Source organism: Pseudomonas khavaziana (genome assembly GCF_036704165.1).
Taxonomy (GTDB): domain Bacteria; phylum Pseudomonadota; class Gammaproteobacteria; order Pseudomonadales; family Pseudomonadaceae; genus Aquipseudomonas; species Aquipseudomonas khavaziana.
In genome coordinates this window covers 3,858,764-3,878,292 of sequence record NZ_CP129946.1, presented here as the reverse complement: position 1 = coordinate 3,878,292, position 19,529 = coordinate 3,858,764, and the positions used below count along the sequence as shown (strand labels likewise).

At 62.0% G+C, this 19,529-nt stretch carries 16 protein-coding genes and 1 pseudogene; 12 read left to right on the top strand and 5 right to left on the bottom strand.

Going from position 1 to position 19,529, the window contains the following annotated elements:
- Window positions 1-16: 16 nt before the first annotated feature.
- The gene (locus QYQ93_RS17115; protein ID WP_338475118.1) at window positions 17-2,167 is read right to left on the bottom strand and encodes a TonB-dependent siderophore receptor; all 2,151 of its coding nucleotides are present in this window, start codon (window positions 2,165-2,167) and stop codon (window positions 17-19) included.
- Window positions 2,168-2,358: 191 nt separating this feature from the next.
- Between QYQ93_RS17115 and QYQ93_RS17110 the strand changes: the two genes are divergently transcribed.
- On the top strand, window positions 2,359-3,138 hold the full coding sequence (locus QYQ93_RS17110) for an acetoin reductase (RefSeq protein WP_043051567.1): 780 nt from the start codon (window positions 2,359-2,361) through the stop codon (window positions 3,136-3,138).
- Between the two features lie 686 nt (window positions 3,139-3,824).
- On the opposite strand, the gene QYQ93_RS17105 is transcribed toward QYQ93_RS17110, so the two are convergent.
- Complete coding sequence (locus QYQ93_RS17105; RefSeq protein ID WP_338475117.1) at window positions 3,825-5,681, bottom strand: sigma-54-dependent Fis family transcriptional regulator; 1,857 nt, start codon at window positions 5,679-5,681, stop codon at window positions 3,825-3,827.
- Window positions 5,682-5,990: 309 nt separating this feature from the next.
- Here QYQ93_RS17105 and QYQ93_RS17100 point away from each other — a divergent pair, with 309 nt between their 5' ends.
- The 3 genes from QYQ93_RS17100 to QYQ93_RS17090 are packed head-to-tail and all read left to right on the top strand — an operon-like array spanning window position 5,991 to window position 9,114.
- Window positions 5,991-6,968 carry a thiamine pyrophosphate-dependent dehydrogenase E1 component subunit alpha gene (locus QYQ93_RS17100; protein ID WP_043050379.1) on the top strand — a complete coding sequence of 326 codons (978 nt, stop codon included), beginning with the start codon at window positions 5,991-5,993 and terminating at the stop codon, window positions 6,966-6,968.
- A 26-nt stretch (window positions 6,969-6,994) separates the two neighbouring features.
- Window positions 6,995-8,014 carry an alpha-ketoacid dehydrogenase subunit beta gene (locus tag QYQ93_RS17095; RefSeq protein ID WP_338475116.1) on the top strand — a complete coding sequence of 340 codons (1,020 nt, stop codon included), beginning with the start codon at window positions 6,995-6,997 and terminating at the stop codon, window positions 8,012-8,014.
- Entirely contained in the window at window positions 8,011-9,114 is a 1,104-nt protein-coding gene (locus tag QYQ93_RS17090) for an acetoin dehydrogenase dihydrolipoyllysine-residue acetyltransferase subunit (RefSeq protein ID WP_338475115.1), read from the top strand. Before QYQ93_RS17095 ends, QYQ93_RS17090 begins: the two co-directional genes overlap by 4 nt.
- A gap of 219 nt (window positions 9,115-9,333) precedes the next feature.
- Here QYQ93_RS17090 and QYQ93_RS17085 read toward each other — a convergent pair whose 3' ends face one another.
- Complete coding sequence (locus QYQ93_RS17085; protein ID WP_338475114.1) at window positions 9,334-10,230, bottom strand: helix-turn-helix domain-containing protein; 897 nt, start codon at window positions 10,228-10,230, stop codon at window positions 9,334-9,336.
- Window positions 10,231-10,368: 138 nt separating this feature from the next.
- On the opposite strand from QYQ93_RS17085, the gene QYQ93_RS17080 reads away from it, so the two are divergent.
- From QYQ93_RS17080 to QYQ93_RS17065, 4 genes are all read left to right on the top strand, one after another.
- Complete coding sequence (locus QYQ93_RS17080) at window positions 10,369-11,727, top strand: glutamine synthetase family protein (RefSeq protein WP_046072492.1); 1,359 nt, start codon at window positions 10,369-10,371, stop codon at window positions 11,725-11,727.
- 25 nt (window positions 11,728-11,752) lie between these two features.
- Window positions 11,753-12,841, top strand: coding sequence for a polyamine ABC transporter substrate-binding protein (locus QYQ93_RS17075; protein WP_043050383.1), 1,089 nt, complete (start codon window positions 11,753-11,755; stop codon window positions 12,839-12,841).
- Entirely contained in the window at window positions 12,838-14,130 is a 1,293-nt protein-coding gene (locus QYQ93_RS17070) for an FAD-binding oxidoreductase (protein ID WP_338475113.1), read from the top strand. Before QYQ93_RS17075 ends, QYQ93_RS17070 begins: the two co-directional genes overlap by 4 nt.
- Before the next feature lie 216 nt (window positions 14,131-14,346).
- Complete coding sequence (locus QYQ93_RS17065) at window positions 14,347-15,231, top strand: EamA family transporter (RefSeq protein ID WP_338475112.1); 885 nt, start codon at window positions 14,347-14,349, stop codon at window positions 15,229-15,231.
- Window positions 15,232-15,451: 220 nt separating this feature from the next.
- Here the strand turns inward: QYQ93_RS17065 and QYQ93_RS17060 are convergent, their stop codons facing one another.
- The gene (locus QYQ93_RS17060) at window positions 15,452-16,348 is read right to left on the bottom strand and encodes a LysR substrate-binding domain-containing protein (protein ID WP_338475111.1); all 897 of its coding nucleotides are present in this window, start codon (window positions 16,346-16,348) and stop codon (window positions 15,452-15,454) included.
- A gap of 110 nt (window positions 16,349-16,458) precedes the next feature.
- Between QYQ93_RS17060 and QYQ93_RS17055 the strand changes: the two genes are divergently transcribed.
- Genes QYQ93_RS17055 through QYQ93_RS17045 form a run of 3 tightly spaced genes read left to right on the top strand, consistent with a single transcriptional unit; the run spans window position 16,459 to window position 18,721 of the window.
- Window positions 16,459-17,463, top strand: coding sequence for an aldo/keto reductase (locus QYQ93_RS17055; protein WP_043050387.1), 1,005 nt, complete (start codon window positions 16,459-16,461; stop codon window positions 17,461-17,463).
- A gap of 18 nt (window positions 17,464-17,481) precedes the next feature.
- The gene (locus QYQ93_RS17050; RefSeq protein ID WP_043050388.1) at window positions 17,482-18,279 is read left to right on the top strand and encodes an SDR family NAD(P)-dependent oxidoreductase; all 798 of its coding nucleotides are present in this window, start codon (window positions 17,482-17,484) and stop codon (window positions 18,277-18,279) included.
- A 25-nt stretch (window positions 18,280-18,304) separates the two neighbouring features.
- Window positions 18,305-18,721: an SRPBCC family protein gene (locus QYQ93_RS17045; RefSeq protein WP_043050389.1), complete on the top strand. Its 417-nt coding sequence runs from the start codon at window positions 18,305-18,307 to the stop codon at window positions 18,719-18,721.
- Window positions 18,722-18,727: 6 nt separating this feature from the next.
- Here the strand turns inward: QYQ93_RS17045 and QYQ93_RS17040 are convergent, their stop codons facing one another.
- Window positions 18,728-19,246, bottom strand: coding sequence for an AAA family ATPase (locus QYQ93_RS17040; protein WP_338475110.1), 519 nt, complete (start codon window positions 19,244-19,246; stop codon window positions 18,728-18,730).
- Window positions 19,247-19,403: 157 nt separating this feature from the next.
- Between QYQ93_RS17040 and QYQ93_RS17035 the strand changes: the two are divergent.
- Window positions 19,404-19,490: pseudogene (locus QYQ93_RS17035) on the top strand (diaminopimelate epimerase); the annotation flags it as partial.
- Window positions 19,491-19,529 lie beyond the last annotated feature (39 nt).

The following is a 19,529-nucleotide window of genomic DNA, read 5'->3' as shown; positions in this document are numbered from 1 at the left end:
CTGCAGGGCGGGTGAATCAGAAATTCACCGATGCACTCAAGCGCGCCGTCAACGGCGCGCCCTGGAACAGGTAATCATCGCCCATGTACTCGCCCGCATCGCGCCAGTAGCGTTTGTCGAACAGGTTGTCGACGCTCAGGCGAAACACCGTTTCATAGCCATCGACCTTGGTGGTGTAGCGGCTGCCGAGATTGACAACTGCATAGTCGCCCACCTCCACAGTGCCATTGCGGTTGGCCGACTTCCTGGCGCTGTATTGCACACCGCCCAGCACCGCCAGGCCATTGACCCACGGCAACGCATAGTCGGCGTACAGGCTGGCGCGCAGCTTGGGTACGTTGATCGTCTGGTGGCCTTCATAGTCCGGGGTGCCGCTGCTGCTCACCCGTGCGCGGATAGCCGCGACGCTGGTTGCTATTTGCAGGCGCTCGGTGGCCCAGCCGTTGGCGGACAGTTCCAGGCCGGTGTTTTTCTGCTGGCCCTGTTGTACGTAGGTAAAGTTGCCCGCGCCATCCGGCTTGGAATACTGGTAGGCCTGGCGTGTCTGGAACACCGCGGCGGCGAAGCTGATGCGGCGCCAATCGTACTTCACCCCGGCTTCGATCTGCCGTGAAGTGGTGGGCGCCAGGGTTTCGCTGCTGTTGGTGGCGAACCACGGCGCGGTGCCGCCCAGGGACAGGCCCTTGCTGTAGCTGGTGTAGAGCGAGATGTTCTCAATCGGCTTATAGATCAGCGAGGCCTGGGGCAGGAACACGTACTGCTGGGTATGCCGGGACTCAGTGCCGTTCTTGTCGAAAGCCTTTTCATCCAGGCGCACTTCACGCCCACCCAGAATGGTTTGCCATTGCTCATTGAAGCGAATTCGGTCGGTGACGAACAACCCGTACTGGCGGCTGTCGAGGTTGCGATGGCTATCATTGAGCGGCTTGGCGGTGGGTGGGAAGCTCGGTGCATCCTGATGGATATTGCCGCTGCCGATGTATTCATTGACCGAGTCGCGCTTGTCGACCACCCGGCGAAACGCGCTGGTGCCGAAGGTCAACTCATGGCCCAGACCGACGGTGTCGAACAGCCCGGTCATGGCCGCCTGGACTTCATCATCGCGGCGGGTGTCGTCGGGGCTGCGGTAGTCGTAGATGTCGTAGTCGCCTTCGGGGCTGAAGGTGTTGGCGTTGCAGTTGCTGACGTAATAACAGCCCCAGGCAAACGAACTGTAGTCATCAATCACCACCTTGCTACGCGCCGCGCTGATATTACCCTTCCACTGGTCGCTGAAACGGTACTCGAACTTGCCGTTGAGGTTCAGCGAATCAATCCCCACTTGCTTGCCGCCGCTCTGGTGCCCCAGCAGTTTCTTCGGCGAGGCGTCGTGGGGTACTTCGGTGCCACCCAACAGTTGGTAACCCGGCACCGAGCGCTGTTGCTTGTTCTGGTATTCGGCATCCAGTTGCAGCCGGGCGTCGGGGCTGATGTTCCAGTCCAGGGCCAGGGACACAAAATCGCGCTGGCCATTGGCGTGTTCCACATAGGAATTGAGGTCTTCACGGGCGACGTTGGCGCGCAGGCCCAATTGCTGCTCGCTGCCAAACCAGCCACCGACGTCCGTGGCGATATAGCCGCTGCCGCGATCATCGGTAGAGACGGTTACCGAGCGTACATCCTCGGGGCGCTTGGTCACATAGTTGATCACGCCGCTGGGCTCGGAAATGCCGCTCTGCAACCCGGCCAGGCCCTTGAGCACTTCCACCTGCTGCTTGTTTTCCAGGGCGACATTCTGCTCGCCGGTGATGGTACGCCCGTTGATCTTGTAGCTGCTGGCCGCATTCAGCGAGAAGCCACGCACCACGAAGTTTTCGTAGTAGCCGATGGGGGCATAGCTGTCGCCCACCGACGCATCGTTGCGCAGCACTTCACTGAGGAGGCGCGCTTGCTGGTCCTTGATCAGGGCGGCGTTGATCACCGTGATCGAGGCCGGTGTGTCCAGCAGCGGTGCTTCATCGAACCCGCCCACCGAGGCAGTTTCGTTACGGTAGCCGGACTCATCCTGCCCCTGGACCTTGACCGCCGGCAGTTCAATCTCCGCGGCCAGGCTGCTGCCGATGCCACCGCTGAGCAGCAGGCCGAGAGCCAAACGTGTACTGACGACGGGACGAAAACGCAAAACCATGGGGCAGGGCCTTATAGCGCAGGGCGGGGGCGCATAAGCTAGGCATAACGGCCAGCTTTTACAAGCGTTCGGTACGCGCGCGCGTGCTGAGACACAGCGTCTCAACCTCTACGCCAAACCCCTTGCGCCTCGACAGCCCCTGCGGGCATCTGCGATAGACAAGGCTTTCTCAATCGTTGCAGGAGATTGTCATGAGTATTGCTGGAAAAGTCGCGCTGGTGACCGGCGCCGGGCAGGGCATTGGCCGGGCCATCGCCCTGCGCCTGGCACAGGACGGTGCCGACATCGCCCTGGTCGACATCAATGGCGCCAAGCTTGAAGCCGTGGCCGCAGAAGTGCTGGCCCTGGGGCGCAAGGCCTCGGTGTTTATCGCCGACGTGTCCAAGCGTGATCAGGTAGTAGCGGCGGTCGAGCATGCGCACCAGACCCTTGGCGGTTTCGACATCATCGTCAACAACGCCGGTATCGCGCAGATCGACTCGTTGCTGGACGTCAGCCCGGAACAGGTCGAGCGCACCCTCGGTATCAACGTGCAAGGTGTGTTGTGGGGTATCCAGGCCGCCGCCAAGAAATTCCAGGCGCTCAAGCAAAAGGGCAAGATCATCAATGCCTGCTCTATTGCCGGCCATGAAGGCTTTGCGCTGCTGGGCGTGTACTCGGCCACCAAGTTCGCCGTGCGTGCCCTGACCCAGGCGGCGGCCAAGGAACTGGCAAGCGCCGGGATCACGGTCAATGCCTACTGCCCAGGCGTGGTGGGCACCGATATGTGGGTGGAGATCGACAAGCGCATGGCCGAGATTACCGGGGCCGAAGTGGGGGCGACCTACAAGAAGTACGTAGACGGGATTGCCTTGGGCCGTGCGCAAACGCCCGAGGATGTGGCGGGATTGGTGGCCTACCTGGCCGGGCCGGATGCGGACTACATGACCGGGCAAGCGCCGTTGATCGACGGTGGCCTTGTCTACCGCTGATCTCTCAAGAGCTGCTCGGTCAAATGTGGGAGGGGGCTTGCCCTAATGCCAGTCAGTTAAGGCTTTTTGTAGGAGCGAGCTTGCTCGCGAAAAACTTGCAGGCGCCGCGTTCATTCAGCAAACACGCGTTATCGTTGACGTTTTTCGCGAGCAAGCTCGCTCCTACAGAAGGCGATGACCGCTTAACTGACTGGCATTAGGGCTTGCCCCGGTAACCACGATGCGAAGCGAGCCGCTCTTGATCTTGCTTTTGATCTCAGGCGCCCCGTTAAACCACGCTGGCCGGAATTCGACAGGGATTTGGGGGGTAAACCGGCAGGGATGCCGGTTTAGCCGCCCCGCGCCATGGATGGCGCGTGGCGGCGGCCCCCCAAATCCCTGTCGGATTACGGGCACACCGAGCCTGGGCGAGGTGCCGAGTGGTGGGGCAAGAGCGTTTTGGTTACTTTTGCGCTTTTCAAAAGTGACCCGCTGTAAAAGCGGAACCAATAGCAGCCGTTGCCCAAATAACGGATATGTACTCGGTCAAAGTCCAACATCCTGGTCGGCTGCCAGGCCGCCATCGGGAGCAAGTCGAATCGTCGCACCGCCCCTCCCACATTTGGATCGTGGTGCATCAGTTAGATAGCTATAGGCTGCCAAGGAGCAAGTTGCACCGCCCCTCCCACATGTTTGACCTCGATGTATCAGTGCTTGCCGGGCATGTCGATGCCCAGTTGGTTGACCCGGCGGTACAGGGTCGCCCGGGAAATACCCAGCGCCTGGGCCGTCGGCAACGGCTTCCAGCGGTGCCGGACCAACGCGTCCAGCACCACCTGACGTTCCGGGCTCACGCTAGGTTCAGCAGCCAGCGAAACCTGTTCGCCGCGCACCTGCACCGGTAGATCCGCCAACTGGATAGTCCCGCCCTCACACACGGCACAGGCATACGCCAGTACGTGGTGCAACTGGCGCACATTGCCCGGCCAGGCGTAGCCCAGCAGCCGTTCCAGTGCGGCCTGGCCGATGCCCACCGAGACGCCGCCGCGTGCTTGCTGCTCCAGCAATCGGTTGATCAATGCCAGCTTGTCACTGCGTTCGCGCAGCGGCGGCAGGCAGAAGCGCGCGCAGCCGAGGCGGAAGTACAGGTCTTCGCGAAAACGCCCGTCGCTGACCAACGCGGCCAGGTCGCGGTGGCTGGCGCAGATCACCTGGATGTCCACCGTGCGGCTCTTGGCCCCGCCCAGGGGCGCGACTTCACCTTCGGCCATCACCCGCAGCAGGCGTGTCTGCAACGCCAGCGGCATATCGCCGATTTCATCGAGGAACAACGTACCGCCATCGGCCTGCACCAACAGCCCCGCCATGCCTTTGCTGGATGCACCGGTAAAAGCCCCGGCCACATAGCCGAACAGCTCGCTTTCAATCAGGTTCTCGGGGATCGCTGCGCAGTTGACCGCGACAAAGGGCCCCGTACGCCGGGCGCTGCGTTCGTGCAGTTGGCGAGCGAAAACTTCCTTGCCGGCGCCGGTTTCCCCCTGCACCAGCACCGGCAGGTTGCGATCCTTGACGCGTACGGCCAGACGCAGGTGTTCTTCCACCCGCGGGTCGACTTGAGTGTGCGCAATGGCTCGCGGCGGTTTGCGTCGCGGGGTATTGACCCGCACATGCATTACGCCAGGCTCGCCCAGCCATTGCAGGTGTTGGGTCGACTGGTCCGTCACCGAGCGCAACGCATCCAGGTCGAACACTTCACCGATGTAGTCGGGCACCTGGCCGAAACGCCGGCGCAGTGCCTGGCGCGCCTTGCTGTTCAGGGCCTGTAGCCGGCCGTCCTGATCCCAGGCCAGCAGCAGGTCCGGCTGGCTGTCCACATAGCCCGGTGTGCTGTGGGCCTGGAGCACCCAATGCTCGCGGGCGCTGTGCATGAAGAAAGCGTTTTCGATCGCTTGCGCACTCTGCGCCACCATCTGCCGCACCAGGTGCTGGCTGCGCCGGTCATCCGGGGATTTGAGCGCCGAAGCATCCATTACCCCCAGCAGGTTGCCCTGGGGGTCGAAGATCGGGGCGGCGGAACAGGTCAGGCCGATAAAGGCGGCACGGAAATGATCGCGCTTGTGCACGGTCACGGCGGCTTTGCTGGTCAGCACCGTGGCCACGCCGCAGGTACCTTCCTCGGCTTCCGACCAACAGGTTCCGAGGTACAGGCCGGCTTTGCGACAGTCGCCGCGAATGGCGGTGTCCACGCGGTGGTCGAGGGTCTGGCCCTGGGCGTCGGTGAGCATCACGCAGTAGTCGGCGTGGCGCACACGGTGGTGCAGTTGCCCGACTTCTTCGCCGGCGATGCGCATGAACAGCTCAGCGCGCTCGCGACATTCCTTGAGCAAGGGTTCGGTGAGAATGCGCGGCCCCTGCAGCGACCCGGGGTCGAGGTGGTATTGCTCCATGGAACGGCGCCATGAATCGAAAATCAGCGCCGGCACCGGCGCCTGGGGCAGTCGATCGGCATTGCGGACCACGCGACTGACGCAGTCGACGTGTTCTCTGGAGTTCGCGGCGAGCATAAGGCCTCCGGTTCTCGATCCTTGTTGTTATGCCCGTCATTAAGCGCCCATGGGCGCCGACCGACAAGGTCGGCCTGACCAACAGCCAGCGCTGAGACGCAGCGTCTCAGCCCGCCTGAGACGGAGCCTGCACCGTGCAATGCCGGGTCTCATTCTGCGCTGGCATGGCGCAGCGGCACAACCGCGCGGCACTGCTCTGGGTCAAGGCTTTGCCGGTTTTTCGTGGGCCTTGGCACAGCCTGTGCTCAAGCGCTTACAGCTGGCCGCAGCCAGCCTTTTGTGTGTCGAGACAACCTGGAGAACAACAAGATGTCCACTCACCTGTCCACCGATCAATTGCTGCATGCCTACACGGTGATGCGCACCATCCGTGACTTCGAAGAACGCCTGCATGTGGAATTCGCCACCGGCGAGATCCCCGGTTTCGTGCACCTGTATGCCGGCCAGGAAGCCAGCGCCGCCGGGGTCATGGCGCACCTCAACGATGAAGACTGCATCGCCTCCAACCACCGTGGTCACGGCCATTGCATTGCCAAGGGCGTGGATGTGTTCGGCATGATGGCCGAGATCTACGGCAAGAAAACCGGCGTGTGCGGCGGCAAGGGCGGCTCCATGCATATTGCCGACCAGGAGAAGGGCATGCTCGGCGCCAACGGCATTGTCGGTGCCGGTGCGCCGTTGGCGGCAGGCGCTGCGCTGGCCTCCAAGCTCAAGGGCAGCCAGGGCGTGGCCGTGGCGTTCTTCGGCGACGGCGGCGCCAACGAGGGCGCGGTCTTCGAGGCGATGAACCTGGCGTCGATCATGAAGCTGCCGTGCCTGTTCGTCGCCGAGAACAACGGCTATGCCGAGGCCACCGGTTCCGGCTGGTCGGTGGCGTGCAAGGACATTGCCGAACGGGCAGTAGGCTTTGGCATGCCGGGGGTGATTGTCGATGGCAATGATTTCTTCGCGGTGCACACGGCGCTGGGCGTGGCGGTGGCGCGCGCACGCCAGGGCGAAGGACCGACCTTGGTGGAAGTGAAGCTCAGCCGCTTCTATGGCCACTTCGAAGGCGATGCGCAAACCTACCGCGGCCCGGATGAAGTCAAGAACCTGCGCGAATCCCACGACTGCCTCGTCCTGTTCCGCCAGCGCTGCAATGCCGAAGGCTGGCTCGATGCCGCGCAGTTCGAACGTATCGACGGCGAGGTCGCGCAGTTGATCGACGACGCCGTGCGCCTGGCCAAGTCCGATCCCAAACCCCAGGCCGCCGACCTGCTCAGTGATGTCTACGTCGCTTACCGCTAATAACAACAACAGGTGGAGAAAATCCCATGGCTCGCAAAATCAGCTATCAGCAGGCAATCAACGAAGCCCTCGCCCAGGAAATGCGCCGGGACCAGAGCGTGTTCATTATTGGCCAGGATGTGTCCGGCGGCACCGGTTCGCCCGGCGAGCAGGACGCCTGGGGTGGTGTGCTGGGGGTGACCAAAGGCCTTTACCCTGAGTTCCCGGAGCGCGTACTCGACGCGCCGTTGTCCGAAGTCGGCTACGTCGGCATGGCCGTCGGCGCCGCCACCCGTGGCATGCGCCCGGTGTGCGAGTTGATGTTTGTCGATTTTATCGGCTGCTGCCTCGACCAGTTGCTCAACCAGGCCGCCAAGTTTCGCTACATGTTCGGCGGCAAGACCACCACGCCGCTGGTCGTGCGCGCCATGTACGGCGCCGGCCTGCGCGCGGCCGCCCAGCATTCGCAGATGCTCACCTCGATGTGGACGCACATTCCCGGCCTCAAGGTGGTTTGCCCGGCCACGCCGTATGACGCCAAGGGCATGTTGATCCAGGCGATCCGCGACAACGACCCGGTGATCTTCCTCGAACACAAGATGCTCTACAGCCTGCAAGGCGAAGTGCCGCAAGAGCTCTACACCGTGCCGTTCGGCGAGGCCAATTTTGTGCGCGAAGGTCGCGATGTGACCCTGGTGACCTACGGGCGCATGGTGCACGTCGCCCTGGAAGCCGCCGCCAACCTGGCGCGCCAGGGCATCGACTGCGAGGTGCTGGACCTGCGTACCACCAGCCCGCTGGACGAAGACAGCATCCTTGAGAGTGTGGAAAAAACCGGGCGCCTGGTGGTGATCGACGAGTCCAACCCGCGTTGTTCCATCGCCACCGACATCAGTGCGTTGGTGGCCCAGCAGGGCTTTTCTTTCCTGCGTGCGCCGATCGAGATGGTTACTGCGCCGCATACGCCGGTGCCGTTTTCCGATGCACTGGAAGACCTGTACATCCCCAACGCGGCGAAGATCGAGGCCGCGGTGCTGAAGATCGCCGACAGGAGGAGTGCCGCATGATCCATACCTTGACCATGCCCAAGTGGGGGCTGTCGATGACCGAAGGCCGCATCGATGTCTGGCTCAAGCAGCCCGGCGACCGGGTGGAGAAGGGCGAGGAGGTGTTGGACGTGGAAACCGACAAGATCTCCAGCAGTGTCGAGGCGCCGTTCAGCGGTGTATTGCGCCGAGTGCTGGCGCAGAGCGACGAGACCTTGCCGGTGGGCGCGCTGTTGGGGATCGTGGTGGAAGGTGAGGCCAGCGAGGCGCAGATCGATGCGGTGATCGAAAGCTTCAACGCCGGCTTTGTCTCCAGCCGCACCGAAGCCGAAGCCACCGGGCCGAGTGCGCAGAAGATCGAGGTGGGCGGGCGCCTGTTGCGCTATCTCGACCTGGGCGAAGGCGCTACGCCGCTGGTGCTGGTGCATGGTTTTGGCGGCGACTTGAACAACTGGCTGTTCAACCAACCGGCCCTGGCCGCCGAACGCCGGGTGATCGCCCTGGACCTGCCAGGGCATGGCGAGTCGGGCAAGGCCCTGCAAACGGGAAACGCCGAGGAACTGAGCCAGGCCGTACTGGCCTTGCTCGATCACCTGCAACTCGACCGTGTGCACCTGGCCGGGCACTCCATGGGCGGGCTGGTCAGTCTGACGGTCGCGCGCCAGGCACCCGCGCGCGTTGCCTCCCTGACCCTGATCGCCAGCGCCGGGTTGGGTGCGGCTATCAATGGCGATTACCTGCACGGTTTTACCGAGGCCAACAACCGTAATGCGCTCAAGCCGCAACTGGTGCAACTGTTCAGCGACCCGGCGCTGGTGACGCGGCAGATGCTGGAGGACATGCTCAAGTTCAAGCGCTTGGAAGGCGTGGATCAGGCCTTGAAGCAACTCAATGCGCAGTTGTTTGAAGGCGGGCGCCAGCGCCTGGATTTGCGCAACGTGGTGGGGCAGCAACCGAGCCTGGTGATCTGGGGCAGTGACGATGCAATCATCCCGGCCGGCCATGCCCAGGGCCTGGAGGCCCAGGTGGAGGTCCTGCCCGGCCAGGGGCATATGGTGCAGTTGGAAGCGGCGGAACAGGTCAACCAACTGATTGCAACCTTCCTCAAATCCCAGCCTTGAAATGCAGCCAAATGTAGGAGGGGGCTTGCCCTAATGCCAGTCAGTTAAGCGGTCATCGCCTTCGGTAGGAGCGAGCTTGCTCGCGAAGAACGTTAACGATAACGCGTGTTTGCTGAATGAACGCGGCGCCTGTAAGTTTTTCGCGAGCAAGCTCGCTCCTACAAAAAAGCCCTAACTGACTGGCATTAGGGCTTGCCCCCTCCCACAAATGACTGGATTTCACAGTGAGCGCTTGAGCGTTTCGCTGGGCAGTTCCTTGAACAATGTTCGATAGCTGTTAGAGAACCGCCCCAAATGCCAGAACGACCAGTTCATCGCCACTTCGGCAACCGTCGTGTTCGTCGCGCTCAACAGCTCCCGCCGCGCCCCATTCAACCGGCGCAACCTTAACCACTGCGCCGGGCTCATTCCGGTATAGGTCTTGAAGCCTTGCTGCAATTGGCGCAACGGTACGCCGGCAATCTGCGCCAGTTCCAGCAGGTTGACGCTTTCATCCGGCGCATCCGCCGTCCATTCACCGATGCGTGCCATCAACCGGCGTGCCTCGCTGCGCTTTTGCAATGAACCGCGGTCCAGGCACACGCAGGCGTTGTCGAGGATAAACAGGCAGTCGTCGAGCAGTTGCTGGGTGAGGGCATCGCGGCTGATGGGGTCGGTCAGTGCCGACAGACGCGTCAGCGTGCCACTGAGCCAGCGGGTGAACAGTGCGTTCTGCTGGCACCTCAGCGGCGCCATGAACAACCCTTCAAGTTTTGCTACGTCCAGCCCATGACGCTGCACAAACTGCGGGCCGAACACCACTGCCACTTCACGGTAGTTTTCCGGGGTGATCCAGGTGTTGCGGCTTTCGCCATTGAGCATATACAGGCTGTTGTCGCTGCCGTCGAAACAGAACGCCAGGGCCCCGGATGGTGCGTTGAACTGCTGTTCCACGCGGGTGTTCATGCACTCCTCGTACACCTGCACGCCTTGCAGGTCGAGGTAGCGTACCCGCCCGGCAAAATGCCCGGGGGACATCTGCTGGTACTGCTGCACCCAACCGGGTGTCGCACTGCATTGGGCGGCCACATCGCCGGTAGCGAAGGCCTGTACGCGCAAAGCGGTTGCCTGTGTCATGGGTGATCCGTGCGCACTCTATTGGTGCGTTGTGCTGCGTGCAAAGTGGATAGATGCGGTTTGAAGGCTGGCCCAAGATAGACCTCAATGCGCCGCAAGTACAAGCCGGCGTCGCATCCCACCCAAGACGAGGTCCTTATGAACGCCCCCTTCGATCAGCTCTCCACCTGGCTGAAAGAACACAAGATTACCGAAGTCGAATGCGTGATCAGTGATTTGACTGGCATCGCGCGCGGCAAGATTGCACCCACCAACAAGTTCCTGCATGAGCGAGGCATGCGCCTGCCGGAAAGTGTGTTGCTGCAAACGGTAACCGGGGACTTTGTCGACGACGATATCTACTACGACCTGCTCGACCCGGCCGATATCGACATGATCTGCCGCCCGGTGGCCAACGCCACCTACGTGGTGCCCTGGGCCATCGAACCCACTGCCATCGTGATCCACGACACCTTCGACAAGCAGGGCAACCCCATCGAACTGTCGCCGCGCAATGTGCTCAAGAAAGTCTTGCAACTCTACACCGACCAGGGCTGGCAGCCGATTGTCGCGCCGGAAATGGAGTTCTACCTGACCCAGCGCTGCGAAGACCCGGACCTGCCGTTGAAGACACCTATAGGCCGTTCCGGGCGCGCCGAAACCGGGCGCCAATCGTTTTCCATCGACGCCGCCAACGAATTCGACCCGCTGTTCGAAGATGTCTATGACTGGTGCGAAGCCCAGGGCCTGGACCTCGACACGCTGATCCACGAAGACGGCCCGGCGCAGATGGAAATCAACTTTCGCCACGGCGATGCCCTGGACCTCGCCGACCAGATCACCGTATTCAAGCGCACCCTGCGTGAGGCCGCGCTCAAGCACAACGTCGCCGCGACCTTCATGGCCAAGCCGGTGGCCGATGAACCGGGCAGTGCCATGCACCTGCACCAGAGCGTGGTGGAGATCGCCACCGGCAAGCCGGTGTTCGTCGATGCCGACGGCCGCATGACACCCTTGTTTTTGCATCACATCGGCGGCTTGCAGAAATACATCCCCAAGCTGCTGCCGATGTTTGCGCCCAACGTCAACTCGTTCCGCCGCTTTCTGCCGGACACTTCGGCGCCGGTCAACGTCGAGTGGGGCGAAGAGAACCGCACCGTCGGCCTGCGTGTGCCCACCTCAAGCCCGGAGGCAATGCGCGTGGAAAACCGCTTGCCGGGCGCCGATGCCAACCCGTACCTGGCGATTGCCGCCAGCCTGTTGTGTGGCTACCTGGGCATGATCGAGCAGATCGAACCCAGTGCGCCGGTGGAAGGCCGCGCCTATGAACGGCGCAACCTGCGCCTGCCGTTCACCCTGGAGGATGCCCTGGCGCGCATGGAGGACTGCGACACGGTCAAGCAGTACCTGGGAGAAAAGTTCGTGCGCGGCTACGTCGCGGTCAAGCGCGCCGAGCATGAGAATTTCAAGCGGGTGATCAGTTCCTGGGAGCGTGAGTTCCTGCTATTGAGTGTCTAAAAACAATCATAAAAGGGGTGACGATATGCGTCTTGTGAACAAGCTTTTCCCGCTGGCCCTGGTGGCGGCATTCAGCAGTGCAGGGCAGGCCGCGCCGACGGTCAGCGTCTATAACTGGACTGATTACATTGGCGAGACCACCTTGGCGGATTTCCAGGCGAAAACCGGGATCAAGGTGATCTACGATGTGTTCGACTCCAATGAAACCCTGGAGGGCAAGTTGCTGGCCGGGCGCACCGGCTATGACGTGGTGGTGCCGTCCAATCATTTCCTGGCGCGCCAGGTGAAGGCCGGTGCGTTCCTCAAGCTCGACCGTGCGCAGTTGCCCAACTTCAAGAACCTCGACCCCAAGCTGCTCGAGTTGCTGGAGCAGAATGACCCGGGTAACGCCCACTCGGTGCCGTACCTGTGGGGCACCAATGGCATCGGCTACAACGTCGACAAGGTCAAGCAGGTGCTGGGCATCGATCATATCGATTCGTGGGCGGTGCTGTTCGAGCCCGAGAACATCAAGAAACTCAACCAGTGCGGTGTGGCCTTCCTCGACTCGGCGGACGAACTGTTCCCGGCGATCCTCAACTACATGGGCAAGGACCCACGCAGCGAGAACCCCGAGGACTACAAGCAAGCCGAGGCCAAGCTATTGACGTTGCGGCCGTACGTTACCTATTTCCATTCTTCCAAGTACATTTCGGACCTGGCCAACGGCGATATTTGCGTCGCGTTCGGCTATTCCGGCGATGTATTCCAGGCCGCCAACCGCGCCAAGGAAGCCAAGAACGGCGTGAACATTGCCTACTCGATCCCCAAGGAAGGCTCCAACCTATGGTTCGACCTGCTGGCGATCCCGGCAGACGCCACCAACCCCAAGCAGGCCCACGCCTTTATCAACTACCTGCTCGACCCTGAAGTGATCGCCAAGGTCAGCGCCTCAGTGGGTTACGCCAACGCCAACCCGGCGGCCAAGCCGTTCATGGCCCCGGAACTGGTGGACAACCCCGAGGTGTACCCGCCCCAGGCAGTGCTCGACAAACTCTATATTTCCACCACGCCGACGCCGGCAACCATGCGCCTGATGACCCGCGCCTGGAGCAAAGTGAAGACCAACAAATGATGCTGTCCCATGACCACGCCCAGTCCTATTACCGCGCCTCGGCCCACGCATTGCCTGAGCGCGCCGCCCTGGGTACAGACCTGAGCGCCGATGTGTGTGTGATCGGTGGCGGTTTTACCGGGGTCAACACCGCCATCGAATTGGCCCAGCGCGGGCTCTCGGTGATCCTGCTGGAAGCTCGGCGCATTGGCTGGGGTGCCAGTGGGCGCAACGGCGGGCAGTTGATCCGCGGCATCGGCCATGATGTCTCGGGGTTTGCCAAATACGTGGGTGAGGAGGGCGTGCGTTACCTGGAGCGGGCCGGCATCGACTCGGTGGCGTTGGTGGGCCAGCGCATTGTCGAGCATGGCATCGATTGCGACCTGCGCTGGGGCTTCTGTGAGCTGGCCAACACGCCGGTACAGTTCGCGGCGTTCAAGGGCGAACAGGCACATTTGGCGGCCATGGGGTACGCCCATGAAACGCGACTGGTCGGCCCCCAGGACATGGCGCAGGTGGTGGACTCGACGGTGTACGCCGGTGGCCTGGTCGACATGGGCTCAGGGCATCTGCACCCGCTCAACCTGGTGCTGGGCGAGGCCCAGGTGGCCGAGGCCCTTGGCGTGAAGATCTTCGAGCACACGCAAGTTCTGGAACTGATCCATGGCGACACCGTGCAGGTGCGCTGCGCCGCGGGCACTGTGCGCGCCGCCCAACTGGTGCTGGCGTGTAATGCGCATCTGGAAGACCTGGAGCCGCGTTTGAGCGGCAAGGTGCTGCCGGCCGGCAGTTACATTATCGCTACCGAGCCGCTGCCTGAGCACGTGGCGCAACAGTTGATCCCACAGAACCTGGCGCTGTGCGACCAGAAGGTCGGGCTGGATTACTACCGGCTTTGCGCTGACCGACGCCTGTTGTTCGGTGGCGCCTGCCATTACTCGGGGCGCGATCCCCAGGACATCGCCGCGTATATGCGCCCGAAAATGCTCAAGGTGTTCCCGCAACTGGCCGACACCGCCATCGAGTTCCAGTGGGGCGGCAAGATCGGCATCACCGCCAACCGCTTTCCCCAGGTCGGGCGGCTGCAGCAGTACCCGAATGTGTTCTATGCCCAGGGCTATTCCGGCCATGGCCTCAACGTAACGCACTGGTGCGCACGGCTGCTGGCCGAAGCGATTCACGCCGGCAGCAGCCGCGGCCTGGATATCTTCAGCCAGGTGCCGCACATGACCTTCCCGGGCGGCAAGGCACTGCGCTCGCCGCTGCTGGCGCTGGGCATGTTGTGGTATCGGTTACGCGAGATGCTCTGACCCCAGGTGGTGTTTAAAGGGGCGGAGCAGTGTGGCGAAAAGCGGAAGGGCTTTTTTCAAGACACTTTTTCCGTCCCTTGCCTACTGACCGTACGGTTAGTTACCCGCGTGCAAATCTTTGCGTAAATTGCGCCCCGCATAAGCTGCGGTCCAGGGAGACGCTTATAGACAGTCCCCATGCCGCCCAAGACGCTGGCATAACGGGGGGGAAGGGCCATGCGCCTGAGTAAATCCGATCTAGTCGCAGGGCTGGCGGTGACGATAATCTGGGGCGCCAACTTCTCGGTCATTGGCCTGGGCCTGGAGGATTTGGACCCGTTTGTGCTGACCCTGCTGCGGTTCACCTTCTGTGCGCTGCCCCTGGTGATGTTCATTCCCAAGCCGCAGGGTGTTTCCTACGTCTTGTTGGCTGCCTATGGCGTGCTGTTCGGTGCCGGGCTGTGGGGCGTGGTCAACGTAGCCATGCACAACGGGCTGTCGGCGGGAATGTCTTCGGTGTTCCTGCAGTTCAGTGCGTTCTTCACCCTCATCATGAGCCGGTTGTTTCTCAAGGAACCCATAAGCAGGGGCCACGGGGCGGGAATGCTGTTGTCTGCGCTGGGGCTGTTCATGATCCTGCACCTGTCGGCACACGCCTCGACCACGCTGGGCATTCTGCTGGTGTTGCTGGCGGCGCTGTCGTGGTCGTTGTGCAACTTGATCGTCAAGGTCAACCAGCCTGAGGACATGGTGGCCTTTATCGTCTGGTCCAGTCTGTTTTCGATCCCCGTCCTGTTGTTGATGACCTTGTGGTTCGAGGGGGCCGAGCCGCTCACGCACCTGGTCACCGACCTGACCTGGGGGGCGGGCTTCTCGATTGTGTTCCAGTGCTATATCACTACCATCGTCGGGTACCGGGTATGGAACAACCTGACGAAGAAATACCCGGCTTCGCGGATGGCGCCGTTGTTGTTGATGGTACCGGTGTCGGGGCTGTTCACGTCCTATGTGTTCTTCGGCGAACAGCTGAGCCTGGGGCAGTGGGTTGCGATTGGGCTGGTGTTTGTGGGGATTGCGATTTTCGTCAACTCGGCGGGGATCATGGAGAGGTTGGCACGTTAGAAATGTGGGGCTGGTGTGATGATTCGATGGCGGTGGGTCAGTCACGGATATGCTTGCTGACACTCCCTCATCGGGGGCAAGCCCCCTCCCACAGTTGATCGCATTTATTCAGGCAAAACGCGGTTGAAATGTGGGAGGGGGCTTGCTCCCGATAGCGGTGGTTCAGGGACAGGGATGTTGACTGACCCACCTATATCGCTGCAAACCTCCTCCCACATAGTTAGATAGCGGTAGGTTCAGTCAGCACCTTGCGAAACGTTTCCACCAATGGTCGCAGGTTGACCCGGTGCCACGCCGCCCACAGCGGTGTGGTGTAGCTCAGCCATGGCAGCTCACGCAACACCACGCCGGGCGGTGCGTTGCGGCTCAGGCCCTTCTGCACCATCGCCACTCCAAGCCCCGAGGCTACCAGGCCCAATGCGGTAAAGGGCTCGCTGGCTTCCATGGGAATCTGCGGGGTGAACCCGGCACGGATGCAGGCGGCGACGAAATCATCGGCGGGGTTGGCGCCGGGTTTGCGCTGCACGCCGATCCATTGTTGTTCGGCCAGGTGCTGGGGCAGCAACTCGTTTTGCCTGGCCAGTGGATGCTGTTCGGGCAGGGCCAGCAGCATCGGGTCGTCGAGCACTTGCAAGGCGGTCAGGTCCGGGTCGTCGGCGGCAGGCGGTTCGCCCACCAGGGCGATGTCCAGGCTGCGTTGGCGCAGGCCCTCCAGTTGCTCCAGGGACGGCAGGTTATACAGCTTGATGTGCACGGTGGGCCGATCATCGCGCAGGATGCGCAAGGCATTGGGCAGTACGCCGGCATGCATGGCATTTTCGATATAGCCAATGCACAAGCCGCCTTCTTCCCCACGGCCCAGGCGCTTGCCCAGGGATTCCAGGCGATTGGCGTGGGTCAGCAGCGCTTTGGTTTCGGCCAGGAAGGTCTGGCCGTCGCGGGTCAGGCGGATGCGCTGCTGGCTGCGCTCGAACAGGGTCAGGCCCAGCCGCTCTTCGAGCTGGGCGATCTGGCGGCTCAGGGGCGATTGAGAGATGTGCAGGCGCTCGGCGGCGCGGCCGACGTGTTCTTCCTCGGCGACCACTTCGAAGTAGCGCAGTTGGCGTAGATCGATCATGTAAGACCTATGGGGACTCAAGTTGGTCGCAGTATGTCTTGGACGGTCTAACTAACGCAATCTAGGATCTGCTCAACGGTAACCCCCCTGAACCGATTGAGGACCCCACCATGAGCTTGAAAGACAAACTGCCCGGCGTACTGGGCTTTGGCACCGCGCCCCTGGGCAATATGTTCCGCGCCATTCCCGAGGACGAAGCCCAAGCCACCGTCGAGGCCGCCTGGAACCACGGCGTGCGTTACTTCGACACCGCACCCTTCTACGGCTCGGGCCTGTCGGAAATCCGCCTGGGCCAGGCCCTGTCTAACTACAACCGCGATGACTACGTGCTCAGCACCAAGGTCGGCCGGGTGATTCTGGATGAAGTCGAAGCCGGCTCCCGCGACCTCGGCGAAAAAAGCGGCGTGTTCGAACACGGCCTGCCGAACAAAATGCTCAATGACTACAGCGCCGACGCCACTTTGCGCTCCATTGAAGACAGCCTCGAACGCCTGCAGACCGATCGCCTGGACATCGTATGGGTTCACGACATCGCCCAGGACTTCTACGGCGACCAATGGCTGGAGCACTTCAACCAGGCCCGTACCGGCGCGTTCAAAGTGCTGACCCGCTTGCGTGAAGAGGGCGTGATCAAGGCCTGGGGCCTTGGTGTCAATCGCGTCGAGCCTTGCGAACTGACCCTGGACCTGGCTGAGGCCCAGCCCGACGGTTTCCTTTTGGCCGGCCGCTACACCTTGCTGGACCACGAGCGCGCCCTGCAACGCTTGATGGATTCGGCGTTGGCCCAGCACGTCGAAATTGTCGTAGGTGGCCCCTACAGCTCCGGCATTCTTGCCGGCGGCACGCATTTCGAATACCAACCAGCCAGCCCGGCAATCATCAGCAAGGTCGAGCAGATCAAGGCGATCGCCCAGGTGTTTAGCGTGAGCGTGAAAGCCGCGGCGCTGCAGTTTTCCCTGGCGCACCCGGCCGTGGCGGCAGTGATTCCCGGTGCCAGTCGTCCGGGACGGATTGCCGAAGATGTCGCCGCGTTGTCAGAGAAGATTCCAGCAGCCTTCTGGCAAGCGTTGCGCGAGGCCCGATTGATATCGGACCGTGCGCCTTTGCCCCTCTAATTCTTAAGGAGTCTAAGCATGAAAATCGATGTGAGCGGCAAAGTAGCCATCGTCAGCGGCAGCACCGCCGGTATCGGCCTGGGCATCAGTCAGGCGCTGGCGCAATCCGGTGCTACGGTGGTGGTGATCGGCCGGGACGCGGGCAAGGTCGACGACGCCTTGGCCAGCATCCGCCAGGTGGTGCCCGGCGCCGACCTGCGTGGGCTGGTGGCCGACCTTGGCACCCTTGAGGGCGCCGAGAAACTCTTCGCTGCCGAACCTCGCGCCGATATCCTGGTCAACAACCTCGGCATCTTTAACGATGTGGATTTCTTCGAGGCGCCAGACAGCGAGTGGACGCGCTTCTATGAGGTCAATGTGATCTCCGGCGTGCGCCTGTCGCGCCATTATGCGCCGGGCATGGTCGAGCAGGGCTGGGGCCGGGTGATCTTTGTGTCGTCGGAGTCCGGCGTGGCTACGCCGGCCGACATGATCAACTACGGCGTGACCAAAAGCGCCAACCTGGCGGTATCCCACGGTTTGGCCAAGCGCTTGGCAGGCACCGGGGTCACGGTGAATGCGATCCTGCCGGGGCCGACCTTTACCGACGGCCTGGAGCAGATGCTCAAGGACGCTACGGCCGAGTCCGGGCGCAGTGCACGGGAGGAGGCCGATGTGTTCGTGCGTAATGCGCGGCCCACCTCGATCATCCAGCGCGCCGCCAATGTGGATGAAGTGGCGAACCTGGTGGCGTACATTGCTTCACCGCTGTCGTCTGCCACCACCGGTGCCGCGTTGCGGGTCGACGGCGGCGTTGTCGACAGCATGGCGATCTGATTTTTCTCTGTTTGGAGTATTTATCGTGGCAACAGCATCTTCTGTGATTGAAATCCCGGCATCGGCCGACCACGTCTGGCAACTGATCGGCGGCTTCAACAGCCTGCCCGACTGGCTGCCCTTTATCGCCAAGAGCGAGCCAGGCGAAGGTGGTCGTGTGCGTCACCTGACCACGGCTGACGGTGGCCAGATCGTCGAGCGCTTGCAGAGCTTCGACAACGTGGCGCGCACCTACAGCTACACCATTGAGGCGTCGCCGTTTCCGGTGAGTGCTTATCTGGCGACCTTGCAGGTTGAAGCGCTGACTGAGACGTCGGCGAAAGTGACCTGGTCCGGCGTGTTCACCCCAGTGGCAGACACTACGGACGCGGCGGTGGAGGAGTTGTTTGCCGGCGTCTATAACGGTGGTCTTGAGGCGTTGCGCGGCAATTTCCCCGACTGAATCCGGCTAAAGCTCGACAGCTCCCACATTGAACAAATGTGCGTGGGCTGTCGCGATTGTCTGTGCCGGCGTCATCCGCGCTGTATCAAGCCTGAACGCCGGTTCATCCCAGCTTTCATACTCATGCACCAGCACCGACTGCCAGGTCGGCGACGCCAGCCCGGGAACATCGCCCACACGGTTTTCCACACGGCGCCGGTGCTCTTGCTGATCAGAACACACCACCTGGATATTGATCAGTTCTACCCCCGCTGTCGTCGCCACCGTCTGCCACGCTAGGCGGCTCTCCTTGACCGGGTTCACGCAATCGGCAATGACCCGCTGCCCCAAGCGCAAATTACTCAGCGCCAGCGCATTCGCTACGCCATAGCCACTGGCACCCACATCGCCGGCCAATACCGCGGCATCACGCAGTGCCTGTTCGATCACGTCGATGCGCAGGTAAACCGCGCCGGTCTGTCGCGCCAGTTGGCTGGCAATCGTAGTCTTGCCACTGCCGGGCAGGCCGCTGAATACGATAAGCATGACCATCAATCCTTTGTAGGAGCGAGCTTGCTCGCGAAGAACGTCAACGATAACGCGTACTTGCAGGTAAAACGTGTCGTCTTCACGATTTTCGCGAGCAAGCTCGCTCCTACAGTGTTATTAGAACTGCTTCACTTCGACAACAGGACCTGCGCCCATGACCTTGCCGTTCGTGAAGATGCACGCCCACGGCGACGACTTCATCATCATCGACCGCCGTGGCCAGAACAACCCCATTACTGCTGACCGGCCGTGTCGAACCGATCATGCAGGGCACCGCGCA

Coding starts and splice junctions, on each gene's coding strand:
- QYQ93_RS17115 (WP_338475118.1), bottom strand. CDS start 2,167: ATGGTTTTGCGTTTTCGTCCCGTCGTCAGTACACGTTTGGCTCTCGGC.
- QYQ93_RS17110 (WP_043051567.1), top strand. CDS start 2,359: ATGAGTATTGCTGGAAAAGTCGCGCTGGTGACCGGCGCCGGGCAGGGC.
- QYQ93_RS17105 (WP_338475117.1), bottom strand. CDS start 5,681: ATGCTCGCCGCGAACTCCAGAGAACACGTCGACTGCGTCAGTCGCGTG.
- QYQ93_RS17100 (WP_043050379.1), top strand. CDS start 5,991: ATGTCCACTCACCTGTCCACCGATCAATTGCTGCATGCCTACACGGTG.
- QYQ93_RS17095 (WP_338475116.1), top strand. CDS start 6,995: ATGGCTCGCAAAATCAGCTATCAGCAGGCAATCAACGAAGCCCTCGCC.
- QYQ93_RS17090 (WP_338475115.1), top strand. CDS start 8,011: ATGATCCATACCTTGACCATGCCCAAGTGGGGGCTGTCGATGACCGAA.
- QYQ93_RS17085 (WP_338475114.1), bottom strand. CDS start 10,230: ATGACACAGGCAACCGCTTTGCGCGTACAGGCCTTCGCTACCGGCGAT.
- QYQ93_RS17080 (WP_046072492.1), top strand. CDS start 10,369: ATGAACGCCCCCTTCGATCAGCTCTCCACCTGGCTGAAAGAACACAAG.
- QYQ93_RS17075 (WP_043050383.1), top strand. CDS start 11,753: ATGCGTCTTGTGAACAAGCTTTTCCCGCTGGCCCTGGTGGCGGCATTC.
- QYQ93_RS17070 (WP_338475113.1), top strand. CDS start 12,838: ATGATGCTGTCCCATGACCACGCCCAGTCCTATTACCGCGCCTCGGCC.
- QYQ93_RS17065 (WP_338475112.1), top strand. CDS start 14,347: ATGCGCCTGAGTAAATCCGATCTAGTCGCAGGGCTGGCGGTGACGATA.
- QYQ93_RS17060 (WP_338475111.1), bottom strand. CDS start 16,348: ATGATCGATCTACGCCAACTGCGCTACTTCGAAGTGGTCGCCGAGGAA.
- QYQ93_RS17055 (WP_043050387.1), top strand. CDS start 16,459: ATGAGCTTGAAAGACAAACTGCCCGGCGTACTGGGCTTTGGCACCGCG.
- QYQ93_RS17050 (WP_043050388.1), top strand. CDS start 17,482: ATGAAAATCGATGTGAGCGGCAAAGTAGCCATCGTCAGCGGCAGCACC.
- QYQ93_RS17040 (WP_338475110.1), bottom strand. CDS start 19,246: ATGCTTATCGTATTCAGCGGCCTGCCCGGCAGTGGCAAGACTACGATT.